Annotated in this window: 22 protein-coding genes and 2 rRNA genes (1 of these 24 only partly in view); 13 read left to right on the top strand and 11 right to left on the bottom strand. The window is 39.5% G+C overall.

Annotated elements, in window-relative coordinates; translation table 11 throughout:
* The 7 genes from AO498_RS16645 to AO498_RS16615 form a co-directional block, all read left to right on the top strand.
* Nucleotides 1-1,717: ribosomal RNA gene (locus AO498_RS16645) — 23S ribosomal RNA — on the top strand (it extends 1,148 nt beyond the left edge of the window).
* A 100-nt stretch (nucleotides 1,718-1,817) separates the two neighbouring features.
* A 5S ribosomal RNA gene (gene rrf / locus AO498_RS16640) occupies nucleotides 1,818-1,929 on the top strand.
* A 211-nt stretch (nucleotides 1,930-2,140) separates the two neighbouring features.
* Complete coding sequence (locus AO498_RS16635; protein WP_067550058.1) at nucleotides 2,141-3,385, top strand: dihydroorotase; 1,245 nt, start codon at nucleotides 2,141-2,143, stop codon at nucleotides 3,383-3,385.
* The gene (locus AO498_RS16630) at nucleotides 3,375-3,890 is read left to right on the top strand and encodes a DUF4199 domain-containing protein (protein WP_067550056.1); all 516 of its coding nucleotides are present in this window, start codon (nucleotides 3,375-3,377) and stop codon (nucleotides 3,888-3,890) included. Before AO498_RS16635 ends, AO498_RS16630 begins: the two co-directional genes overlap by 11 nt.
* A gap of 7 nt (nucleotides 3,891-3,897) precedes the next feature.
* Complete coding sequence (locus AO498_RS16625; protein ID WP_067550054.1) at nucleotides 3,898-4,449, top strand: DUF4199 domain-containing protein; 552 nt, start codon at nucleotides 3,898-3,900, stop codon at nucleotides 4,447-4,449.
* A 2-nt stretch (nucleotides 4,450-4,451) separates the two neighbouring features.
* Complete coding sequence (locus AO498_RS16620) at nucleotides 4,452-5,411, top strand: glycosyltransferase family 2 protein (RefSeq protein WP_067550052.1); 960 nt, start codon at nucleotides 4,452-4,454, stop codon at nucleotides 5,409-5,411.
* Nucleotides 5,411-6,373, top strand: a complete 963-nt coding sequence (locus AO498_RS16615; protein ID WP_067550050.1) for a glycosyltransferase — start codon at nucleotides 5,411-5,413, stop codon at nucleotides 6,371-6,373. The genes AO498_RS16620 and AO498_RS16615 overlap by 1 nt, the downstream gene beginning before the upstream one ends.
* On the opposite strand, the gene AO498_RS16610 is transcribed toward AO498_RS16615, so the two are convergent.
* The 11 genes from AO498_RS16610 to AO498_RS17210 all read right to left on the bottom strand — a co-directional run bounded on the left by AO498_RS16610 (nucleotide 6,370) and on the right by AO498_RS17210 (nucleotide 11,705).
* The gene (locus AO498_RS16610) at nucleotides 6,370-7,134 is read right to left on the bottom strand and encodes a class I SAM-dependent methyltransferase (protein WP_067550048.1); all 765 of its coding nucleotides are present in this window, start codon (nucleotides 7,132-7,134) and stop codon (nucleotides 6,370-6,372) included. The two genes, AO498_RS16615 and AO498_RS16610, sit on opposite strands and share 4 nt — an antisense overlap.
* An 82-nt stretch (nucleotides 7,135-7,216) precedes the next feature.
* A complete protein-coding gene (locus tag AO498_RS16605) occupies nucleotides 7,217-7,579 on the bottom strand; it encodes a TraJ family protein (RefSeq protein WP_067550046.1) in 363 nt (120 codons plus the stop codon).
* Nucleotides 7,580-7,625: 46 nt separating this feature from the next.
* A complete protein-coding gene (locus AO498_RS16600; protein ID WP_067550044.1) occupies nucleotides 7,626-7,808 on the bottom strand; it encodes a type II toxin-antitoxin system antitoxin in 183 nt (60 codons plus the stop codon).
* Nucleotides 7,798-8,289, bottom strand: a complete 492-nt coding sequence (locus tag AO498_RS16595; protein WP_067550042.1) for a hypothetical protein — start codon at nucleotides 8,287-8,289, stop codon at nucleotides 7,798-7,800. Before AO498_RS16595 ends, AO498_RS16600 begins: the two co-directional genes overlap by 11 nt.
* A 4-nt stretch (nucleotides 8,290-8,293) precedes the next feature.
* A complete protein-coding gene (locus AO498_RS16590) occupies nucleotides 8,294-8,776 on the bottom strand; it encodes a hypothetical protein (RefSeq protein WP_067550040.1) in 483 nt (160 codons plus the stop codon).
* A gap of 4 nt (nucleotides 8,777-8,780) precedes the next feature.
* Nucleotides 8,781-9,530 carry an SPFH domain-containing protein gene (locus AO498_RS16585; RefSeq protein WP_236778675.1) on the bottom strand — a complete coding sequence of 250 codons (750 nt, stop codon included), beginning with the start codon at nucleotides 9,528-9,530 and terminating at the stop codon, nucleotides 8,781-8,783.
* 222 nt (nucleotides 9,531-9,752) lie between these two features.
* Nucleotides 9,753-10,709 carry a signal recognition particle-docking protein FtsY gene (gene ftsY / locus AO498_RS16580; protein ID WP_067550038.1) on the bottom strand — a complete coding sequence of 319 codons (957 nt, stop codon included), beginning with the start codon at nucleotides 10,707-10,709 and terminating at the stop codon, nucleotides 9,753-9,755.
* 92 nt (nucleotides 10,710-10,801) lie between these two features.
* Nucleotides 10,802-10,954, bottom strand: a complete 153-nt coding sequence (locus AO498_RS17060) for a DUF4295 domain-containing protein (protein ID WP_082792273.1) — start codon at nucleotides 10,952-10,954, stop codon at nucleotides 10,802-10,804.
* A 38-nt stretch (nucleotides 10,955-10,992) separates the two neighbouring features.
* Nucleotides 10,993-11,175: a 50S ribosomal protein L33 gene (gene rpmG / locus AO498_RS16575; RefSeq protein WP_014020702.1), complete on the bottom strand. Its 183-nt coding sequence runs from the start codon at nucleotides 11,173-11,175 to the stop codon at nucleotides 10,993-10,995.
* A gap of 32 nt (nucleotides 11,176-11,207) precedes the next feature.
* A complete protein-coding gene (gene rpmB / locus AO498_RS16570) occupies nucleotides 11,208-11,450 on the bottom strand; it encodes a 50S ribosomal protein L28 (RefSeq protein WP_067550611.1) in 243 nt (80 codons plus the stop codon).
* 102 nt (nucleotides 11,451-11,552) lie between these two features.
* Nucleotides 11,553-11,705, bottom strand: a complete 153-nt coding sequence (locus AO498_RS17210) for a DUF5522 domain-containing protein (protein WP_157883977.1) — start codon at nucleotides 11,703-11,705, stop codon at nucleotides 11,553-11,555.
* Nucleotides 11,706-11,771: 66 nt separating this feature from the next.
* Between AO498_RS17210 and rocD the strand changes: the two genes are divergently transcribed.
* The 6 genes from rocD (at nucleotide 11,772) to AO498_RS16540 (ending at nucleotide 19,385) form a co-directional block, all read left to right on the top strand.
* Nucleotides 11,772-13,043 (top strand): ornithine--oxo-acid transaminase, encoded by a 1,272-nt coding sequence (gene rocD / locus AO498_RS16565; RefSeq protein ID WP_067550036.1) that lies wholly within the window; start codon nucleotides 11,772-11,774, stop codon nucleotides 13,041-13,043.
* 84 nt (nucleotides 13,044-13,127) lie between these two features.
* Complete coding sequence (locus AO498_RS16560; RefSeq protein WP_067550034.1) at nucleotides 13,128-13,757, top strand: HAD family hydrolase; 630 nt, start codon at nucleotides 13,128-13,130, stop codon at nucleotides 13,755-13,757.
* A gap of 238 nt (nucleotides 13,758-13,995) precedes the next feature.
* Nucleotides 13,996-15,210, top strand: coding sequence for a porin (locus AO498_RS16555; RefSeq protein WP_067550032.1), 1,215 nt, complete (start codon nucleotides 13,996-13,998; stop codon nucleotides 15,208-15,210).
* Nucleotides 15,211-15,319: 109 nt separating this feature from the next.
* Nucleotides 15,320-16,288, top strand: a complete 969-nt coding sequence (hemB, locus tag AO498_RS16550) for a porphobilinogen synthase (RefSeq protein WP_067550030.1) — start codon at nucleotides 15,320-15,322, stop codon at nucleotides 16,286-16,288.
* 510 nt (nucleotides 16,289-16,798) lie between these two features.
* Complete coding sequence (locus tag AO498_RS16545; protein WP_067550028.1) at nucleotides 16,799-18,094, top strand: ammonium transporter; 1,296 nt, start codon at nucleotides 16,799-16,801, stop codon at nucleotides 18,092-18,094.
* A gap of 118 nt (nucleotides 18,095-18,212) precedes the next feature.
* Nucleotides 18,213-19,385: a porin gene (locus AO498_RS16540; RefSeq protein ID WP_067550026.1), complete on the top strand. Its 1,173-nt coding sequence runs from the start codon at nucleotides 18,213-18,215 to the stop codon at nucleotides 19,383-19,385.
* Nucleotides 19,386-19,665 lie beyond the last annotated feature (280 nt).

Below are 19,665 nucleotides of genomic sequence, written 5' to 3'. Positions count from 1 at the left end.
TAATCGGGCATCAAATCTAGTACCGAAGCGAAGGATTGCAGCAATGCAGTGGTAGGGGAGCATTCCAACGGCGGTGAAGGTATCCTGTAAGGGGTGCTGGAGTTTTTGGAAAAGCAAATGTAGGCATAAGTAACGATAATGAATGTGAGAACCATTCACACCGAAAGACCAAGGTTTCCTGATCAACGTTAATCGGATCAGGGTCAGTCGGGACCTAAGGCGAACCCGAGAGGGGTAGTCGATGGACAACGGGTTAATATTCCCGTACTGTGTATACAGGCAAAGGAGAGACGGAGTGATGAAAGATCCGCCCGGTGACGGAATACCGGGTTGAAGCGAGTAGGTATTGGAGCTGTAGTTAAATGCGCAGCTTTAGCCGAACGTGATAGTACCGAGCGTCTTCGGACAATTGGATAGTGATCCTAAGGGCTTCCAAGAAAAACTTCTAGCGTTAAGCGTATATGCACCCGTACCGCAAACCGACACAGGTGGTCGAGGAGAGAATCCTAAGGTGCTCGAGTGAATCATGGCTAAGGAACTCGGCAAAATGGCCCTGTAACTTCGGGAGAAGGGGCGCCTCCAGCGATGGAGGCCGCAGTGAAGAGGCCCAGGCGACTGTTTAACAAAAACACATGGCTTTGCGAAGTTTTAAAGACTAGGTATAAGGCCTGACACCTGCCCGGTGCTGGAAGGTTAAGAGGGGATGTTAGCGCAAGCGAAGCATTGAATCGAAGCCCCAGTAAACGGCGGCCGTAACTATAACGGTCCTAAGGTAGCGAAATTCCTTGTCGGGTAAGTTCCGACCTGCACGAATGGTGTAACGATCTGGGCGCTGTCTCAGCCATGAGCTCGGTGAAATTGTAGTCACGGTGAAGATGCCGTGTACCCGCAACGGGACGGAAAGACCCCATGCACCTTTACTGCAGCTTAGCATTGGTACTGGACAAATGATGTGTAGGATAGGTGGGAGGCTATGAAGCGGGTTCGCCAGGATTCGTGGAGCCACTGTTGAAATACCACCCTTTGTTTGTTTGGTATCTAACCCCTTGAAGGGGGACATTGCTTGGTGGGTAGTTTGACTGGGGTGGTCGCCTCCAAAAGGATAACGGAGGCTTCCAAAGGTTCCCTCAGTACGCTTGGTAACCGTACGAGGAGTGCAATAGCATAAGGGAGCTTGACTGTAAGGCCGACAAGCCGAGCAGGGTGGAAACACGGGTATAGTGATCCGGCGGTTCTGAATGGAAGGGCCGTCGCTCAAAGGATAAAAGGTACGCTGGGGATAACAGGCTGATCTCCCCCAAGAGCTCATATCGACGGGGAGGTTTGGCACCTCGATGTCGGCTCGTCACATCCTGGGGCTGGAGAAGGTCCCAAGGGTTCGGCTGTTCGCCGATTAAAGTGGCACGCGAGCTGGGTTCAGAACGTCGTGAGACAGTTCGGTCCCTATCTGTTGCGGGCGTGGGAAGTTTGCGAGGACCTGACCTTAGTACGAGAGGACCGGGTTGGACTGACCGCTGGTGTACCGGTTGTGGTGCCAACTGCACTGCCGGGTAGCTACGTCGGGAAGAGATAAGCGCTGAAAGCATCTAAGTGCGAAACTCCCCTCAAGATGAGACTTCCATATAGGGCCCTCAGAGACGATGAGGTTGATAGGCTGCAGGTGTAAAGTCAGCAATGGCATAGCTGAGCAGTACTAATTGCCCGAAAGCTTACCTACAGTTTGTTACAGTTTCTACGAAATATGTTAAAAGAGTCCTGAAGTCGAAAGACTGAAGACCGAAGAACACAAGATATTAGATACCGCAAGGTATAAAGATTTAGGCGGCCTAGCGCAGGGGTCCCACCTCTTCCCATCCCGAACAGAGAAGTTAAGCCCTGCAGCGCCGATGGTACTGGGGTTACTCCCGGGAGAGTAGGTCGCCGCCACATTATTCTAAGCCTTCAGCTAAGCCCTGAAGGCTTTTTTTATGGCTTGGAGTTTTGTATTTATTCCTTCTTATTTTATCCCCCTTTTTTAGAAGTATTTATACCTTTTGAATTTGGGATTCTTTTCCATTTTAAAAACTTTGAATCAGCTCTTCTTAGATGGTTTCTTTTCTTTTAAGGAATAAAATTGCAGCTTTGCAGGAAATCTAAAGGGATGGCTTATCTATTAAAAAACCTAAGTTTGATCGATAAAGGAGTAATTCAATCTCCGAAAAATTTTTTGATAGAAGGTGATTTAATTCGGGAAATTGATTTTGAAGAAGGAGCTTCTGAAGTTCAAGTATTGGATTTAACTGGATGCGTAATTACTAGGAGCTGGGTAGATCTTCGGTGTTCTATGGGAGAACCCGGACTAGAATATCGCGAAACAATTGAATCATTATGTAATTCTTTATTGGTATCAGGATTTTCAAAGGCTATTGTTTTGCCAAATACTGATCCAGTGATTCAGTCAAAATCAGAGGTTGAATTCATCCATTCCAAATCCAGGGACTACTTGGTTGACCTAGAAGTCATGGGTGCCGTCACTAAAAACTGCCAAGGTGAAGATTTGACTGAGATACTTGATATGCATTTTCAAGGTGGAATTAAAGTATTTGGAGATGGGTTGAAGACTTTGGCTAATCCAGATCGATACATGAAAATCCTTCAATATTTGAAAAAATTTGATGGTGTTTTATTTGATCATGCCTATGATCCGCTGTTGTCCATTTTTGGTCAAATGCATGAGGGGGAAATTTCAACTGCATTAGGCATGAAGGGTATTCCTAATCTAGCTGAAGACATCGCAATTCAACGGAATTTAGATATTTTGAGATATGCTGGAGGTAGGGTCCATTTTCAATCTCTAAGTACAAAAAAAGGTGTTGAGTTAATTCGAAAAGCAAAGGAAGAGGGATTGGCTGTGACTTCTGATGTGTCGATTTACCAACTTATATTTTCAGAGCAAGATTTGGTAGGATTTGATTCAAATTTTAAAGTTAAACCTCCATTTAGAGGGAATGAGGATCGTCTTGCTATTATTGAAGGGTTAAAAGATGGAACTATTGATGCAATCGTTTCTAATCATAATCCTCAGGATTTTGACTCTAAATTCTCTGAATTTGATTTAGCATCATTTGGAATGTCTGGTTTGCAGACATTTTTACCAGCGTTGGTTATCCTTTCCAATGAAATAGGTTGGGAATTGTTGATACAAAAAATAACAGAAGGCCCTGCTTCTATTTTGGGACATACACTAGAAGCCTGGACTATTTTCGATCCTAATACGGAATGGATTTACGACGAAAAAGCAAATAGATCTCTTTCTTCTAACCATCCATGGTATGGCCAAAAACTCAAGGGAATGGTTAAATACATGATTAAGGGTGGCCAGTTGGTGAAGGTTTATGAAGCATAACTATTTTAAATCTTCGTATCAATTTGGAATTTTAGGTGGTGGACTTTCAATTCTATCTTTTTTAATTCTTTCATTTTTATATGCTGATCCAACCAATTTAAACTTGGTTTTCGGATACGTGGTGACTCCAATAGCCCTGTTTTTATCTATTAAATTTTTCAAGGATTATACTGGTAATGGATACCTTTCATTTGCTGAAGGAATGACGGTTGGCTTCCTTACCTATTTGTTGATTGCTGTAATTTCTTCAATCGGAATTTGGATAATTCTACTTTTGGAGCCTGATGTTTTTGCTACCATAAAACAGGTAAAACTTTCTGTTTTGGATGAAAGTATGATCAAAATTATTGATCAGGTGGGAGAAGAATCCTACCGAACAACTCGAGAAAATATGATTTCAATGGATAGATGGGATGTCGCGCTGAACGATGGATTATGGAAAATCATCCCTGGAATGTTTTTTAGCATTATTATTTCGATTATTTTAAGAAAAAATCCAACCTAAATCCGATATGGAAGTACAAACTCAATCTCCTTTTAGCGCTGCATTAAAACCAGGAATCACCATTGGATTGGTGTCTCTGATCCTTACTTATTTGGCGTATTTTATCGACTCTAGTTTATTGACTAAGTGGTGGTTTGGTCTTATTGCACTAGCCATCTTTTTTATTCTTATCATCTATTTTGGTAAGCAATATCGGGTTGAGCAAGGGGGCTTTATTAGTTTTGGGTCAGCTTTTAATTTTAGCTTTATCGCTATTGTGATTTCTGGATTAATATCTTTAGTAGGGCAAATATTGCTTTATCATGTTATTGATCCTGCTCTGCCTGAAGTCCTTGCTGACTTGGCTTTTGAAACAAGTTTAAGTGCGATGGAAAGTTTTGGGGCTAATCCCGATTCCCTTACTCCAGAGCAACTGCAAGACATTAGAGACCGGTCGGCTTCTGGTTTTACCCTAACCGGCCAACTACAAGGCTTTCTATTTGGCCTTATTTTTTATGCAATAATTGCTTTAATTTTGGGGGCGATTTTGAAAAAGCGCGACAAATCCCTTGATTATTAATTATGATTCAAATTTCCGTAGTTATTCCTGTTTTTAACGAGGAAGAATCTCTCCCTGAATTGACTAATTGGATAAGCCGTGTAATGCAAGAGCACGGCTTTTCTTATGAAATCATTTTTATAAATGACGGTAGTACAGATCGTTCTTGGGATATAATTCAACAAATTTCGGAGCAGAATCAATGTATAAAAGGCTTGAACTTCACTCGGAATTATGGGAAATCAGCAGCCTTAGATGCCGGGTTTAAACGTGCTGAAGGAGAAGTTGTCATAACTATGGATGCTGATTTGCAAGATAGTCCAGATGAAATCCCAGGTTTGTTTCAAATGGTTTCAGAAGGGCTAGATGTGGTTTCAGGTTGGAAAAAAGAGCGTCATGATCCCCTTTCTAAGACGATCCCTAGTAAGTTTTTCAATGGAGTTACCCGATGGATCTCTGGCATTGAGTTGCATGATTTTAATTGTGGTTTGAAAGCCTATCGAAAAAAGGTGGTTAAAAATATATCAGTTTACGGGGAAATGCACCGTTATATTCCTCTTTTGGCAAAATGGAATGGTTTTCCCAAAATTGGAGAGAAGGTAGTTCAACATCGAGCTCGGAAGTATGGTTATTCCAAGTTTGGACTTGAGCGTTTTCTAAATGGATTCTTGGATTTGATTACTGTTTCATTTGTCCATCGATATAAAAAGAAGCCCATGCATTTTTTCGGGTCATTAGGTTCATTGTCCTTTCTAGGTGGATTTCTGATTACTTCTTGGTTGATTTTCCAAAAGATATACGGACTGAGTAAAGGGGAAAATGTCCGGGAAATTGTCGATCAACCTTTGTTTTTTCTTGCCTTGGTTGCGATAATTATAGGTGTTCAGTTATTTGTAACCGGATTTATTGCTGAATTGATGACTTCAAGTCAGTCAAAAGAAGCTGAATATAAAATTGATGAGGAAGTCAATTTTTACAAGTGATGTTTTTTTCGATCATCATTCCCGTTTATAATCGCCCAGAAGAAGTCCAAGACTTATTAACCACGATTGCCTCACAAACTTTTGTGGATTTTGAGGTACTGGTTATTGAAGACGGGTCTACCCTTACTGCAGAGGAAGTATGTAATCAATTTAACCCAAGATTCGTTTTAAGGTATTTTTATCAAAAGAATTCTGGGCAGGGATTTGCTCGAAATTTCGGAATGGATCAGGCAAAAGGTGAATTTTTTGTGATTCTTGACTCGGATGTGTTATTGCCTGAAAAGTATTTGGAAATCCTTTTTCATCAAATCCAATTAAGGAAATTAGATGCATTTGGTGGGCCGGACCGTTCTGACGAGAGCTTTTCTACCTTGCAAAAGGCAATGGACTTTGCTATGACTTCATTTTGGACGACAGGGGGAATTCGTGGAAAGTTGAAAGATCCATCAAAGTTTCAAGCAAGAGGATTCAATATGGGAGTCTCAAAAAAGGTTTTTGAAAAAATTGGTGGATTCGTTGATCCTAATCGAGGAGAGGATATTGAGTGGAGTATTCGGATAAAAAAATCAGGATTTAAGTTAGAGTTAATTGAAGAAGCTTTTGTTTACCATAAGCGCAAAAGCACGCTTAAATCATTTGCCAACCAAGCTTTTTCATTTGGTCAAAATAGGGTGAATGTATCGAGGTTTCATCCTGATGCGATCAAGGTGGTTCATTTGCTTCCTTCCGCTTTTCTTATTTTCCTGATAAGTTGTCCCTTTATGGCAATTATCAATTCGCAGGTTTTTATTACCCAGCTTATTCTTATTGCAGGATGGGCTGGAGCTATTTTGCTATCTTCCTTGATTAAGTATAATTCGCTCCAAGTTTCACTTCTGAGTCTTTTGACTTCCTTAATTCAGTTGTGTTCCTATGGGACCGGATTAGTTATTGAGTGGGTGAAAAAAAAAGTTGTGGCTTAGTTCCCTTTTCTACAAACAAAAATCACTTCATTTTCTGGCAAGGCGAATCTTTTTACAATTTCTTGTGGTAAATCTTTAACGAAGAAATTTTCCTCAATTTCAAGTCCAGAACCTCTTAATCGTTCAGCATAATCTTTTCCAAATTTTCTAACGTGATCTCTTTGGCCAAATAAGCGTTCCCTTTCAGCAGGGTCGGTGATGGATTTGTCTTCTATGGTTTTTTCGAGATCATAAACTGGAGATTGGAGAATCCCCCATCCTCCAGGTTTTAAAACTCTGTTAAATTCTGAGCAGGCTAATAGGTCGTCCTCTACATGTTCCAAAACATGATTACAAAAAATCACATCAAATGTGTCTGCAGGAAAAGGAATCTGATGGACATCCATTTTAATCTTGGCTAGTGGAGATTCGATGTCAGCCGTGATGTAGTCAAGATTGGATAGTTTCTCAAATCGATCAATGAAACAATGCTCTGGAGCGACATGTAGGACTTTTAATGAGGAGCTAAAAAAGTTGGTTTTCTCTTTCAAAAAAAGCCACATTAATCGATGTCTCTCAAGGGCAAGGCAATTGGGGCATAGCGCGTTTTCTCTGGCCACTCGCCCATAGGGTAGAAATTTCTTGTAATGACTTTCACATACCGGGCATGTTACGTCATTTCCTTGGTTGAAAAGTGAAGCCAATTTCATAATAAATGGACTTACTTTTTGGAGAAAAGGTCTCGGAACGTAACGGATGACAAAACTGATGATGGACTTCATGGGCTAGAATTCGCTGTGAAATTACCAAAATAAAAGCCCGATAGAAAAGACTATCGGGCTTTGGTGTAAGAATTTTGGATACTCAAATTGATTCATTTTCCTGTAGGAATAATTCTAACTCTTTAATTCGCTCTTTTTCCTTATCGATCTTCTTACCCAGTTTTTCTATTGCTTTCGTCTCTTTTGCGATATCATTCGGTGACAATTTCCCCTGGGCATTCTTTTTATCAAGGCGTTGTCTTTTTTTATCATAAGTCTCCTCGAGCTTAAAGAGTTTCGTTTTTGATTTTTCCAGCTCTTCCTTAGCTTTTTGAAGTTTTATGATTGCTTTTTGTTCTTCTTTAGAAAGTGTAGAGTTAACAATGACTTCCTGTGCAGCTAATTTTGTGATCCCTAAAAACGATGAAAATGCCATGATGGCAAAAGCTAAAACAAATGGTTTCATATACTAAATTGGATTGTGTTAATTAAATAACTCGAGTATTATCAATTCAGTTCATATCTGAATCGTTTGGTTTCAAATCGTTTGGCCACCTTCCTGATTTTTTTAATGCTTCACGAATGATCCACTCCAATTGTCCATTGGTACTCCTAAATTCGTCAGCAGCCCACTTTTCGACAGCTTTCATCATCTTTTCATCCAGCCTGAGTGCAAATGGTTTCTTAGCTGCCATAAGATTGGGCTTTAAATTCATTAAACTGCTTGATCGCTTTCTTTGCTTCCTCTGGTATTTGGGTTCCTATCAGGAACTTTTTACTTCCTGTTTTTACCAAAATGCCAAACCTGCCTCCAATAGTATATGACCAGGAATCTACATTCCACTTAATTCCCCAGCCGCCATATTCTAATAGCCCATTGTATTCTATTAATTCCATAGAGGTAAGCTTGTCAAAACTATATTTTCGCTCTCTAATGAAAGGGAAGAATTTGAAACTTAAAGAATGCTCATCTATTCGGGTGGTTAATTCCATTCGAGCAATAAGAACAAAAACGAGGGCTATGATTCCTAGTGGAATTAGTCCTTCCCAGACGGATTCTCCATTTTTTAACTCAAGAACAATAGCTACAATAACTATTATTCCGACTCCCAGTAAAATGGTCCAAAGCCAAATTTGACGAAAACGTTGTTTCTCTTGGAAAATGAAATTGGCCATAATTTTAATTTGTTTCAGATTTCCAGTGGTCGATCATTTCTTGAAATTCTCGTGGTTTATTGGTCGTAAAGGCCAATTTTTTCTTACCAATTTCTAATTCGATAACATAGTCCGCAAAGAAGATATAGGCCTTTGTTTTACCAGAATATCGGATCCCAACTCCTCCGTAATCCATAAACCCATCTTTTTTATGGATCGTAATGGATTGAATTTCCTCTTTTTTCACCTTTCTCCAATTCCGTTGAAAGGGGCCACTTTTATAGGAAAATGAAAATTCGTCCATCCTCAATTCCAAGTCAATACTCATCAAGAAAAGAAAGGTAAGCGGGATTAGTGTGCCAACGACCAACAAAGCAATCCACCCTTCCTCCCCTAACTTCCCCGTAAAATAAAGTGTGCTAATCAGCACTAAAGAGGGTAGTTCAAGGAGGATGACTCCATACATGAGAAGTGTACCGCGAAAGCTTTGCTGTTCGTTGACGACCATGAGATTATTGATTTAGTGTTCCCACATTTAGAACAGGATTGGCACTTCGATCCGAACAAAGAACCACCATTAAGTTGGATACCATTGCTGCCTTTTTTTCTTCATCAAACTCGATGATGTCTTTCATCTTCAGATCCGCTAGGGCCATTTCTACCATTCCAACAGCTCCTTCAACGATCTTCTGTCGAGCAGCTACTATCGCAGTGGCTTGTTGTCTTTGAAGCATTGCGGAAGCGATTTCTGAGGCGTAGGCTAAGTTTGATATTCTAGCTTCAATGACTTTGATTCCAGCCTGGAGTAGTCTTTCAGAAATTTCCTTTTCCAGGGAATGATTTACTTCTTCTACACCAGATCGAAGGGTGATTTCAGAATGGTCATCATCAAAGTTGTCATACGAATACAAACCTGCCATTTTTCTGACTGCTGCGTCGGTCTGTAAATGAACAAAGTTTTCATAGTCTTCTACATCAAATGTCGTCTTGAAGGTGTTTTCCACTTGCCAGACTACGATAGTGCCGATCATGACAGGATTGCCAATCTTGTCGTTGACCTTAAGTGGTTTGTTTTCAAAGTTTCTTACGCGAAGTGAAATTTTCTTCTTCGTCATAAAGGGATTTACCCAAAAGAAACCATTGGCTTTTACTGTCCCTTTATATTCTCCAAAGAGTAGCAATACCATTGCCTTGTTTGGGTCGACAATAAAGAATCCTGCCAAACAAATAAATGATGTAAGCAGGATAATACCTCCTAGGATTGCATAAGGAAGCCCTAAGGTGAAACCTTAAATTGCGAGGCCAATTCCTGCCAAGGTCAAGAATAGCATAAAATAGCCTGATGAAGGTTTGATGACTTTTTCCATGTCAATATGATGTTAAAATGATATCATTGTGAATTACGGCTTTTTTTTGATTGGGTTTAAAAAAAAGTAAAAAAAAATCCTCTGAAATCTCAGAGGATTTAAAATTGGCCTTTTGGTTTACTTCTTTTTGAAAAGAGAGTCTACAAACTCTTTTCGATTAAATATTTGTAAATCAGTCATTTTTTCTCCAACCCCGATATATTTCACTGGGATTTTAAATTGGTCCGATATCCCAATCACTACTCCGCCTTTTGCAGTACCATCTAGTTTGGTGATGGCTAGAGAGGTTACCTCTGTAGCTTTGGTGAATTCTTGAGCTTGGATAAATGCATTTTGCCCAGTAGATCCATCTAAAACCAGCATAATCTCATGTGGTGCGTCAGGTACAAATTTTTGCATCACGCGCTTTATTTTACTTAGCTCGTTCATTAGGTTAACCTTGGTATGCAAGCGTCCCGCGGTATCTACGATGACCACATCTGCACCAGTTTCTACCCCTTGCTTGATGGCATCAAATGCAACTGAGGCAGGATCGGTATTCATGCCGTGAGAAACGACAGGGACTCCAACTCGATCTCCCCAAAGTATCAACTGATCTACAGCTGCAGCACGAAACGTATCTGCTGCACCTAGGATTACATTTTTCCCAGAAGATTTAAATAGGTTAGCGAGTTTTCCAATGGTGGTTGTTTTACCGACACCATTGACTCCCACCACCATGATTACATAGGGTTTTTTGTTTGCAGGGATGTCAAAATCCAATAAATCCTGACTATTGTTTTCTTCTAAAAGTCCTGCTACTTCCTCCCTTAAAATTTGATCTAATTCCCCGGCATTTAGGTATTTATCTCTAGAGACCCGTTCTTCTATCCTTCTAATTATTTTGATGGTTGTATCTACACCGACATCAGAGGTAATGAGGATCTCTTCAAGTTCATCCAATACTTCTTCATCTACCTTGGATTTTCCGACTACTGCTTTGCTAAGTTTGGAAAAAAGGGATTCATTGGTCTTTTGGAGGCCTTGATCTAGACTTTCCTTTTTTTCTTTTGAAAAGAAACCGAATATGCCCATTGGGGTTAAGGTTAGTAAAAGTGGAATATAATGAAAAAGTCCCTACTGAGTTAATCAGAGGGACTTGAATAAATTACGATGCACTCGGCAAATTATTTTTTCAAAACGTCCTGCACAGCTGTGGAAGGAACCATTTCTTCTTTGAAGGTGTAGGCACCGGTCTTGTCAGACTTTACGGCACGAATCACTTTGGCGTAAGATACGCCACCTTCTTTTTTTAGGGTTGCTACTACTTTCTTAGCCATTTCTTTGTGGGTTAAGCGGGATTATGCCCGAGCTAAAATTATTTAATTTCTTTATGAACAGTTACTTTCTTAAGGATTGGGTTGAATTTTTTCAATTCCAATCTTTCAGTAGTGTTTTTTCTGTTTTTGGTAGTGATATATCTTGAAGTACCTGGCATGCCAGAAGTCTTGTGCTCTGTGCATTCCAAAATCACCTGTACTCTGTTTCCTTTCTTAGCCATCTCGGTGTTGATTTAAGGGACTGTGACTTTGATTATTTGATTACAATCATGCCATTATCCTGTGCTTCTTTCAAAACAGCAGTAATGCCTTTTTTATTGATTGTCTTCAATGCTTTTGTGCTCACTCTAAGAGTAATCCATGCGTCTTCCTCAGGAACGTAGAAGCTCTTCTTGTGAAGATTTGGATAGAATCTACGCTTGGTCTTGTTGTTTGCATGGGACACGTTGTTACCTACTCGAGGTCTTTTTCCGGTAATGTCACAAACTTTTGCCATGATTATGTATCGTAATTGGTATGCGTTTCTGTAATGAGTCTGCAAATATCGGAACTTTTTGGGAATTAACAACAAAGCATTTCAAAAATATTCCCTGTGTTTTTATCCTTTTGGATACGGGCAATGCTTGCACCCGCTCCCACAACAATAACCTCTTTTTAAATGATATTTGGATGTAAAAACCATCAATCCTTGCTCATTGATATAATAGTCATCAGGAGTGAGTGCTGGAAGAGGCTTCTTAGGTTCTTTCATGGTTGGCCAAGTGGCAATTCCTATATTTGGAAATCTAATTTTTAAGAAATCAAAATTACATAATTCATGGAAACCATCACTTCAAGTAAGCAGGCAATTGCCTTAGAAGAGAAATACGGTGCTCACAACTACCACCCGCTACCGGTTGTACTTTCAAAAGGTGAAGGGGTCTTTCTTTGGGATGTAGAAGGGAAGCGGTATTATGATTTTTTGTCTGCTTATTCGGCGGTCAATCAAGGTCACTGTCATCCACGGATTAAAGAATCAATGATAGAGCAGCTAGGTTCTCTGACCTTAACCTCTCGAGCTTTTTATAATGACGTGTTGGGTCCATTTGAAAAATATATCACTGAATATTTCGGATTTGAAATGGTTCTTCCCATGAATACAGGTGCTGAAGGAGTGGAGACAGCACTTAAACTTGCGAGGAAATGGGGGTATGAGCGAAAAGGTGTGGCTGAAAATCAGGCTAAAATAATTGTAGCAGAAAACAACTTCCACGGGCGAACGACTACGATCATTTCTTTTTCAAATGATGCCAATGCACGGAAGAGTTTTGGTCCATTTACAGATGGATTTATCCGAATTCCCTATGATGATATTTCTGCCCTAGAGAGTGCGCTCAGTCAGGAAGGGGTTGTTGCTTTTTTGGTGGAGCCAATTCAAGGAGAGGCTGGTGTATATACTCCTGCTGATGATTATATCCGGAAAGCAAAGGAAGCTTGTGCGTCAAAGAATGTGCTTTTGATCGCTGATGAAATTCAAACTGGAGTAGCAAGAACGGGTTCCCTATTGGCTGTTTGTGGGAATTGTACTTGTCAAGGGCATTGTGAGCGCCAAGAAAGCTATACAAAACCTGATATTTTGATCTTGGGTAAGGCTTTGTCAGGAGGCTTTTATCCGGTATCTGCGGTGCTTGCAGATAAGGAAATTATGGAAGTAATAAAGCCAGGGCAGCATGGGTCTACATTTGGGGGAAATCCACTTGGCGTTAAAGTTGCTATGACAGCACTAGAAGTGGTTCGTGATGAAAAATTGGCTCTTAATGCTAGAAAGCTTGGTCAGATTTTCCGAAGTCGAATGACTAAGGCAATTCAAAAATATCCCATTGCAAAATTGGTGAGAGGGAAGGGATTATTGAATGCAGTAGTAATTAATGATACATCTGAAAGTTCCACGGCCTGGGACATTTGTGTTCGTCTGGCGGAAAATGGACTATTGGCTAAACCTACCCATGGAAATATTATTCGATTTGCACCTCCTTTAGTAATTACCGAAGAGCAACTTCATGAATGTTGCGATATCATAGAAGGAGTACTTCGAGAGTTTTCGAAATAAAGGCCTTTAATTCTCGAGTGAAACTCCATAAATCCAACTTTCTACCAGAGTTTAAAAAAAAATGTCAAAAGCAGTTTTTTCGATATGGATGGTGTGATTTGTCATACCAATCCTTTTCATTCTAAAGCTTTTAAATTGTTCTTTGAGAAGAGGAGCCTATTTCCTACTGAAGAGGAATTTCAGGATCATATGTATGGGAAAAACAATGGCTATATTCTCAGCCATTTTCTAGGCAGGAAGATTGAAGGGGATGAATTAGCTGAATTGGAATTTGAAAAGGAAAGCTTGTTCCGGAAAATTTATGAAGAGCATGTCGATCCTATTCCAGGGTTTCTTGACTTTTTTCATTCTTTGAAAAGTAACGGGATTAAAACGGGTGTAGCGACCTCTGCCCCATTTGCCAATCTGGAACTTATTGGAGGTCGTTTGGATCTTTTTCCTTATTTGAATTCAGCACTGGCCAGTGAGCAAGTGACTCGGCATAAGCCGGATCCGGAAGTTTATCTGAAGACTGCCTCTAATTTGGCTCTCAATCCAGATCAGTGCGTTGTTTTCGAAGATTCTTATTCAGGCGTATCCGCCGCAAAAAATGCCGGAATGAAAGTGGTTGGGGTTCTTTCTTCACATACCATTGAGCAGTTACCGATATGTGATCTTTATATCGATAATTACCTAGGGTTGGATGTCGATAAGGTGTTGTCTCTTCTCCATTAGCTTTAATTGGCTTAACATTAATTTCAACTTTTGTTAACATTGAATCTTAGGGTTAACAATTTGGTAATAATAAAAACCTTTAATTTTTCGATTGAAAGCATTTTTTTAAATTTCCCCCCATTTAAGATAAAGTGTAAAATTAGTTTGAATAATGATTTGATAATTCTGGGTTCATTTTTAATACATATTTCAGGTTCAACTTTGCATCGCTGTACAATTAAAAATTAAATCTTCCTGTATGCGAAAATCTTTCGCAGCAGCCTTGGTTATTGTAACCTTGGTCTTTTCCGGCTCTTTTGCAAGGGGATCCGAAAGAGATACGCTGCTTACTGAAAAAAGTGCTCCTGTCGTAGCACCAAGACCTTGGTATGAGAAAATTCAACTGAGGGGATACGCTCAATTGCGTTATAACGGTTTGTTTGAAACAAACCCTGATCTAAAGTGTGACCAATGTGATAAGTCGTGGGGAGGATCCGGTGGTGGGTTTTTCTTTCGACGAATTCGATTGGTTTTCTATGGTCAAATTCACCCGCGGATTTATTTATACATTCAGCCAGATTTTGCATCTGGAGGGAGTAATTTGGCTCAAATCCGAGATGCCTATTTTGATTTGGCGTTGGATGAAGATCAAGAATTTAGAGTTCGGATAGGGCAGTCTAAAGTTCCATTTGGATTTGAAAACATGCAATCAAGTCAAAATAGACTTCCTCTTGATCGGAATGATGGTTTGAATTCCGCTGTTCCTAATGAACGTGAGTCTGGATTATTCTTTTATTACGCCCCAAAGGAAATCAGGAAACGATTTAGAGAATTAGTTTCTTCGGGCCTTAAAGGTTCTGGTGATTATGGGATGTTTGGACTTGGTATTTACAATGGACAAGGTCCAAATGCCCAGGATAAGAACAAAAATTTAAATGTGGTATCTCGATTTACTTACCCTTTTAAGTTTTCATCCGGACAATACCTCGAGGCATCTGTCCAGGGATATACAGGAAAATACATTGTTGATTCAAAATTGATCTCCGGAACAGATCAAAGAGAATTTAGAGAGTATAGGTTTGGACCAACCTTTGTTTTGTATCCTCAGCCTTTTGGAATTCAGGCAGAATATAATTGGGGAAGGGGGCCAGAGTATAATCCCGAAACCAATAAAGTAGAGGATGCTCCTTTGAATGGTGGTTACGTGTTAGCTAGTTATATGGCACGGTTTGGGGAACATGTTATAATTCCGTTTTCTAGATATCACTATTACCATGGTGGTAAAAAGTTTGAAATGGATGCAACACGTCATAGAGTAAATGAATTTGAGATTGGTGTAGAGTGGCAGCCACATAAAAGTTTTGAATTAGTTGGGATGTATACTATTTCAGATAGAACTGCTGAAAATTCAATCAATCCAATAAATAGACAAAAAGGAAGCTTGCTTAGGCTTCAGGCCCAAGTTAATTTCTAAATCTCAGTTTTTGAATTATTAAGGCATCTCTTTTGGGATGCCTTTTTTATGCATTCAACTCAAGTCCAAATGATCAGGAAACTTTACCTTTGTAGGAATCTTAATCGATATGCAACGAAGACCTAGAAGAAACCGAAAATCTGAAGCCGTTCGAAATATGGTGGAAGAAACACAGGTGAATGTAAATGATTTAATATTCCCTCTTTTTTTAATTGAAGGTCAAACTCAAAAAATCGAAGTGGCGTCAATGCCTGGGATATACAGATTTTCGATTGACCTTATGTTAAAAGAGATTGAAGAATGTATGAATTTGGGGATTATGTCTTTCGACGTATTTCCAGCATATCCAGAAAGCAAGAAGGATAAAATTGCATCCGAAAGCTATAATCCAGATACGTTTTATCTCAAGGCTCTTCGAGAAATCAAGAAAAACTTTCCTGAGCTTTGTCTGATGTCCGATGTTGCGATGGATCCCTATAGTAGTGATGGCCATGATGGCCTAGTAAAAGGAGGGAAAATTTTAAACGACGAGACACTGGAAATTTTAGCTAGAATGTCTCTTGCGCAAGCAGACGCTGGAGTAGATATTTTAGGTCCTTCAGATATGATGGATGGACGGGTAGGGTATATTCGAGAGTTGTTGGATGAAAATGGGTTTACAGAAACCTCAATTATGTCCTATACAGCTAAATATGCAAGTGCTTTTTATGGTCCTTTCCGTGATGCGCTGGATTCGGCTCCCAAATTTGGAGATAAAAAGACTTATCAGATGAATCCCGCAAATAGTCAAGAGGCATTGATTGAAGCGGATTTGGATTTGGAAGAAGGTGCTGATTTTTTAATGGTTAAGCCTGCATTGAGTTATTTGGATGTAATTAAGTTATTGAAAGATAATTACCCGTTGCCAATAGCCGCCTATAATGTATCTGGGGAATATAGTATGATCAAAGCGGCCTCTGAGCGAGGTTGGTTAGATTATAATCGGTCCATGAATGAGGTTTTATTGTCAATTAAGCGTGCCGGAGCAAAAATCATCCTTTCATATTTTGCCAAAGACTTTGCGAAATTGAAAAAATAAAAGGCAAGATGTTTAAAAATGCAAAAAGGCCCAGTATTTACTGGGCCTTTTTATTTTAGGGTTGATTTTTAAGGTCTTTTTTAAAATTAAATCTCAATTTTTCAGATGTAGGTTAAAAAAAATACCAAATACTCAAAAATTACATTTTTTGTAATTAGTCAATTATCAATGATTTCTTTGTTTTTTCTCGATTGATCTTTCTTTAATGTGGTAAAAATTAATTTATTCAAAATTTAATTTTGAATAAATGATTTCGTAATCGATTTCATAAAATTTTCTTATTTGATATTGATGTTAATTTTTTCGAATACAGGGTGTTTAAAACGCCTTAAATCGGTTTAAAAATGAAAAAAATGTAAAATATGGTTTAAAAATGATAAGCAAAATGCTTTTATGATGTAAAATTTTCAAAAATAGGTTTGTTTTTTAATCAAAATAATTTTCTACCTTGGTTCAAGCTTTATTCGCGACTCAATAAAGTAACTCTATCATCAACCTATTCTCAAACCTATGTTAAACTTCGCACCCCTGTTGGCCAATGATGTGGCCGCGATGGATTTGTCGGTTGAGCTTTCTAAAAATTTGCTCACGACAAACAATGTCTGGATGATGCTATCCACGGCATTGGTATTTATTATGCACCTCGGCTTTGCCGGAGTAGAGGCGGGATTTGGCCAAGCTAAAAACACGGTCAATATCCTTTTTAAGAATACCGTAACTCCTATCATTGGTATTTTGTCCTATGCCTGTGTCGGCTTCTATTTAATGTATCCAGGCTTTGATGTCCCTGGATGGTTTAATTTTGACTCAGCAGGATGGAATATGTTCTGGTTTTCTCCTGGATCAGCTGATGTGACTGCTGGCTACGCAGATGGAGGATATACCTATTGGACTGACTTTTTATTCCAAGCCATGTTTGCCGCTACAGCCGCTACTATTGTTTCAGGAGCGATAGCTGAGCGAGTCAAATTAGTGGCTTATTTAATTTTCACTTTATTCTATGTAGGCTTGATTTATCCTTTAATCGGAAGCTGGAAATGGGGAGGCGGAGCCTTAGATGCCATGGGCTTCTATGATTTTGCGGGTAGCACCTTAGTTCACTCTGTTGGTGGCTGGGGGGCATTAGCTGGAGTAATCTTGGTAGGTCCTAGATTGGGTAAATATGTAAACGGGAAAACCATCGAAAAGCCAGGGGTAAGTATTCCGCTTGCTGTAATTGGAGTCTTCTTACTTTGGTTAGGTTGGTTTGGATTTAACGGAGGTTCAGTTCTTTCCGCAGATCCCGGCTTGGTTTCCTTTGTGCTGGTCACCACTTCTTTGGCGGCATGTGCAGGTGGAATGGGAGGGTTTTTCGCTGCCTACTTTGCATTTAAGCGATTAGACTTAGGTATGGTTCTCAATGGAATTTTAGCTGGTCTAGTTTCAATCACTGCAGGAGCAGATGTCATCAATCCAGGAGCTTCCATTTTAGTCGGATTCATTGGGGGGATTCTAGTTGTTGTTTCAGCTATTACTTTGGATAAGTTCAAACTCGATGATGTAGTGGGTGCAGTTTCTGTCCATTTGACTTGTGGAGTTTGGGGTACACTCGCGGTTGGTATCTTTTCAACCAACCCAGATCATTCTTTCATTACACAATTAATCGGGGTGGCAATTTGTGGTGTTACCGCATTCACTGCAGCATTCCTCATTTTCTTCATCTTGAAAAAGACCATCGGAATCCGTGTTTCAGAAGAGCACGAAAGATTAGGATTGGATTCCCATGAACACGGAATCCGAGGCTACACAATCGTATTCGACGAATAAACTAACTATACCTTACAAGAAAAGAGAACCCAGTCCGGAGAAAAAAACGCGACTCTCTTTCAACCGGACTTGGGTTCAAATTGGTCAACTCTATCATTCACCAACATTCAAAATTAAAATGAAAAACTTATTTCTACTAGCTATATGTACAGCATTGCTTTCTTTAAACACCGTTTTTGCGCAAGAAGAAACTACTGAAGAAACAGGAACATTGACTCTCTCCGGATCAGTTGATGCTTACTTTAGAACTAACTTAAATGCTCCAAATAAAGGTGAAGGTTTTCAAGCCCCAGCCTCCTCGTTTGCAAATCTTCCTGGGTTTTCCCTTGGAATGGCGAACGTAATTGCAACCTACGAAGGAAAAAAAGTGGGTGCTGTAATTGACTTGGTATTTGGTCCAAGAGGAGAAGACGCTGTATTTGGCTCTCCTCTTTATGCAGGAGGGATGGCAGGAAGCTCCCAAATTGTCAATCAGCTTTACGTCTATTGGAACGTGTCTGATAAGGTGACTTTAACAATGGGTAACTTCAATACCTTCTTAGGTTATGAGGTAATCTCCCCAACAGCCAACTTCAATTATTCTACTTCATACATGTTTTCTTATGGACCATTTTCACATACTGGCCTAAAAGCAAACTTCCAACTTTCGGATAAATTCAGCTTTCTGGCTGCTGTCATGAACCCAACTGATATGACTGAATTCAACTTGAATGGTACCTATACATTGGGAGCACAACTCGGATATTCCACAGATGCAGGAAATACCTACCTCAACTTTGTGTATGGAGATCAAGATGGTCGGTTGACAGATAATGGGGGATTGATTTCAGGAGAATCTTCCTTAGGAAAGACCTTTCAAGTTGATTTAACTACTGGGTTTAATCTTTCAGATGTCATGTACTTAGGTGTCAATACTACTTATAATACATCTGCTTCCGGTGAAGTGTATACAGGTTCTGATATTCAGGAGATTGGCGGCGATGGAGCTGGATTTTATGGCTTTGCAGGTTATTTGCAAGCAAAACCAACTGAGAAATTTGGGATAGGATTTAGAGGTGAGTATTTCTCTGTATTTAATTCAGGACTTGAGGGAGTAGTTGGTTTGGATGAGTCTGGAAAAGGAAGTGTATTTGCGGGAACTTTATCAGGGAATATCAAAGTAGGAAGCAATCTTACGCTAATTCCTGAACTTCGGGTAGACAGTATGAAGGAGGAATTCTTCGTTAATAAAGATTTGAATGGAAGCAAAGGATTGGCTTCCTTCCTGTTGGCAGCAGTTTTTGCCTTCTAGGAAAAAAGTTTAAACAGGGTCTATTGTTAAATAAAAGCCGGGGTGATTTTCGCCTCGGTTTTTTCATTTTTATCAAAATCTACCAAAAGTGAGCTTTTATTTAACCTTAATTTTGAATCGGGTAGTTGTTTTTTAGAAATGTCGGTCTTAAAATGATCCTTATATTATTTTGGTTATTTTGATTTTAAGGAATTAAATTTTTTATAAATGGATAAAAAATTAAAAATCACCCGAATATCTGGAACAATTCACTTTTCATTTCTGTATATATTTGTGCAAA

It is taken from the genome of Algoriphagus sanaruensis (genome assembly GCF_001593605.1).
In the GTDB taxonomy this organism is placed as follows: Bacteria; Bacteroidota; Bacteroidia; order Cytophagales; family Cyclobacteriaceae; genus Algoriphagus; species Algoriphagus sanaruensis.
Note: the sequence above shows the minus strand (reverse complement) of the source record. Positions and strands in the feature narration are given on the sequence as shown.